Annotated in this window: 5 protein-coding genes; 1 reads left to right on the top strand and 4 read right to left on the bottom strand. The window is 61.1% G+C overall.

Annotation, left to right across the window (positions count from 1 at the left end; translation table 11 throughout):
- From ACLP2E_RS20690 to ACLP2E_RS20675, 4 genes are all read right to left on the bottom strand, one after another.
- Window positions 1-474, bottom strand: a 474-nt coding sequence (locus ACLP2E_RS20690; RefSeq protein WP_442466977.1) for an AI-2E family transporter, incomplete at its 3' end; no start/stop codon positions are given.
- A 147-nt stretch (window positions 475-621) separates the two neighbouring features.
- Window positions 622-780, bottom strand: a complete 159-nt coding sequence (locus ACLP2E_RS20685) for a DUF3309 family protein (protein WP_442466976.1) — start codon at window positions 778-780, stop codon at window positions 622-624.
- Between the two features lie 51 nt (window positions 781-831).
- Window positions 832-1,017 (bottom strand): CsbD family protein, encoded by a 186-nt coding sequence (locus ACLP2E_RS20680; protein ID WP_442466975.1) that lies wholly within the window; start codon window positions 1,015-1,017, stop codon window positions 832-834.
- Window positions 1,018-1,256: 239 nt separating this feature from the next.
- Window positions 1,257-1,487 (bottom strand): hypothetical protein, encoded by a 231-nt coding sequence (locus ACLP2E_RS20675; RefSeq protein ID WP_442466974.1) that lies wholly within the window; start codon window positions 1,485-1,487, stop codon window positions 1,257-1,259.
- Between the two features lie 665 nt (window positions 1,488-2,152).
- Between ACLP2E_RS20675 and ACLP2E_RS20670 the strand changes: the two genes are divergently transcribed.
- Complete coding sequence (locus ACLP2E_RS20670) at window positions 2,153-2,932, top strand: PRC-barrel domain-containing protein (protein ID WP_442466973.1); 780 nt, start codon at window positions 2,153-2,155, stop codon at window positions 2,930-2,932.
- Window positions 2,933-3,012 lie beyond the last annotated feature (80 nt).

Here is a 3,012-nt window from a genome sequence, read left to right as displayed (position 1 = left end):
CGCCCCGGCGTCCCAAGGCCCGGGCGAGCTTGGCTGCAGGCCCGCTGCGCCGAAATTGTTGGCCGCCGCCAGAAATGTTTGAAGCGTTTTGATCGGGGCGTCGAGAAAGCGCAGCCGCTCCTGTATTCGGGGAATGCCCCCAGGCAGCTTGGCGATCCACACCTCGGCTGGCCCGGAGACCGCGGCGCCAATTCCGACGATCGTCGCGAACACGACAAGAATGAGCACAATCGATCCCAGCACTCTGGGCACACGCAATCTTTCGAGGGCGCGCAAGGCGGGCTGCATCAAGAGATTGAGCATGATCGCGAAGATCATCGGCAGGACGATTTCGCTCGCGACGTAGGCGGCTGTCAACGCTGCAAGAACAAATATTCCGCCGAGAAAGAATGTCTTCGCGTCGGACGGCAGCGGCATATCCGCCAATAATTCGTCCGGCGCTTCAATCTCAGGCCGCAGGTCGGCTTCCGACATCGCGAAACTCCAGATCGATGCTCCAGACAGCTCGGCGCGGATACCGCAATCAGCGATACGATAAGTCCTGTAAGAACCGCCTCCCCTCTCGGTCTCCAAGGGGAAATCGCACGCGGCGCAGCGCCGCTCCTCGCGAGGAGCGACGCGCTAACCTAGCCGGCCCACGAGCCACAACACGACGAGAACCACCAGAACAACGCCAAGGACGCCACCGAGACCGGCGCCGCCATAGCGACCGTGCGCGTAATACCCCCCGCCTCCGCCAAAAATTAGAATCAATATGATGACGATGAGGATTGTACTCATGTATTTCGACCTCTGGTCAGGAGATATTCGTCGCGGCTGGAGCGGCTGTCCTTACGGCTTCTTCACTGCGTCGCTGACCGCGTCGTTCAGGCCGCCGACGGCGTTCTGGATCTTGCCGACGGCCTTGTCGGCCTTGCCGTCGCTCTGCAACTTGGCGTCGCCGACCACCTTGCCGACGGCCTCTTTTGCGGCGCCTTTGATCTCCTTGATCGAACCTTCGATTCTGTTCTTGTCCATGACAGGCGCTCCTTGCGTCTTGCGAAGATGCGTCACGGCGCTTGGTCTTGCGCTGTTTGCGTCCTGCATTGGGACGTTAGGCGGGACATTCAAGAGACGGCAGCCTCGGAAACTACTCATTCGAAGGGCCCGAAGACATCGTGAATGGACGCCGCGACGGCCAGCCGAAGCGCGCGCAAGGTAAACGTGCGCTTCCACCGAGCGGTATCGATCGGCTCGCTCGTTCGAACAGAGATCTCTTATCGATGCGTTCCAGCATCTACCCGTAGCTGCGCCGCCGCCTTGAGCGCTTCGGCGAAGGCAAGCGTGGAGGCAAGGACGGCGGCTTCGTTTGCAGCCGGCGATCCCTGATCCGGGATGCCGACCGGAAATTCCATGCGGTCTGTGTCCCCGCTCACCTGCACGCTAAAGAGGAGTCGGTGATTGAGCTGTTCCTCGACCTTCCTGATTTCGATGTTTGCCATCATCATTCTCCGTTCCGCATAGCAAGGACGCTGCGTAGCCGCGTCTCGTTAAGGGCCGTTTCGAAGCGTTCATGCGAGGCTCGCGCCTTTTCGACGCTCGGTTTCCTGATCGTCGAAATCGACTTCGCGAGTATTGGCGCCGCTTCCGGAACCAACGTGATCGATAGCGGTCCGGCTCGATGCTCGCCGCTCGAAGCCGCCATCGTGAGAACCGCGCAAACGGCGGCTGCCGACAAAGCCGATCGCAAAACGACGCCGTTTCTCTTGTGCATGGGTCTATCCTTTGCGTGGCCGATCGCCATGGCCTTCAGTTTCGCGCCAGCCCGAATTCGGGGCATGTCCTTGGGCCGCTTTCACTTGGACGGCCGCAGCATCGAAGACACAAGCGTCGGAAATTACTCAAGCCGACCGGTGGGACGACGCGTACGCCCGGACTTTGCCGGCGCACACAAAGGGGGCGGCGCTAAAGCGCAAGCGGGGCCGAAAGCGCTTGACGTCCTGCCCCGCGCCTCACTCGGCGTGAGTAGTTTCCGAATCTCCCGCAATGTCGCTTGGCGGCTATAATGACTATTACAGGCTGGTCTGACGCGGATCGTTCTGCTTCGAGAGACGGCGGCAACTGCTTCCGTCGCCGCTTAAGTCACGTCCAAGTCGCCAAAAGGCGCCAAACCATGTTGCAGGTCATATCCCCTCTGAAAGGCTTCTCGATCGAGGCGAGCGACGGCAGGATTGGAACGGTCGTCGACTTCCTGTTCGACGAAGTGTCCTGGAAACTGCGCTGGCTCGTCATCGATTGCGGAACCTGGCTGAGAGGGCGCAAGACGCTCATCCATCCATCCGCCATTTCGCAAGAGGACCTCGAGGGGCAACACTTCGTTGTGGCGCTGACGAAGGCCCAGGTCGAAGGCGGCCCCGCCCTGGCCGAAGATCAGCCGGTCTCGCAGCAGATGGAGAATCAGCTCTACACCTACTACGGTTGGGACCCGCTCTGGGGCGGCGCCAACCTCTCGGCGATCCCCGGCGCTATGGCGTCGCCCCTGATGGGGCCGCCGTATATGGGCTTTGGTTCGGCCGATGAGACCGAGGCCGGCGGCGGCGCCGCGGCTTTGCGCGAAGCCGATCCGCATCTGCGCAGCGTCGTCGAAGTGATAGGATATCGCGTTCATGCCGTTGACGGCGAAATCGGTCATATCGAAAATCTCATGCTCGATGGCGCCGATTGGAGCGTTCGCTATTTCATCGTCGACACTCGCAATTGGTGGTTTGGGCAGCGCGTGCTGATCTCGCCATCCGCCGTCAAGACGATCGATTGGTTCGACCGCCACGTTGAGCTCAATGTGTCTTGCGAACTCGTGAAGGCGAGCCCGCCCTGGGACCCGCTGCTGGCTTTCAACGACGAATACGCAAAGCGGCTTCACAAGCATTATGGCTGGCCGGGATCACGCGCCTAGCGCCTGAGTCGCTATGTGACGAGCGCGCTACGGCAGCGCATGCTGCAGCCTGAGGGCGGCGTTTCTGGCGCTCAGTCCAG

This window comes from Rhodoblastus sp. (genome assembly GCF_052145335.1).
GTDB lineage: Bacteria > Pseudomonadota > Alphaproteobacteria > Rhizobiales > Beijerinckiaceae > Rhodoblastus.
Note: the sequence above shows the minus strand (reverse complement) of the source record. Positions and strands in the feature narration are given on the sequence as shown.

Coding starts and splice junctions, on each gene's coding strand:
- ACLP2E_RS20685 (WP_442466976.1), bottom strand. CDS start 780: ATGAGTACAATCCTCATCGTCATCATATTGATTCTAATTTTTGGCGGA.
- ACLP2E_RS20670 (WP_442466973.1), top strand. CDS start 2,153: ATGTTGCAGGTCATATCCCCTCTGAAAGGCTTCTCGATCGAGGCGAGC.
- ACLP2E_RS20675 (WP_442466974.1), bottom strand. CDS start 1,487: ATGATGATGGCAAACATCGAAATCAGGAAGGTCGAGGAACAGCTCAAT.
- ACLP2E_RS20680 (WP_442466975.1), bottom strand. CDS start 1,017: ATGGACAAGAACAGAATCGAAGGTTCGATCAAGGAGATCAAAGGCGCC.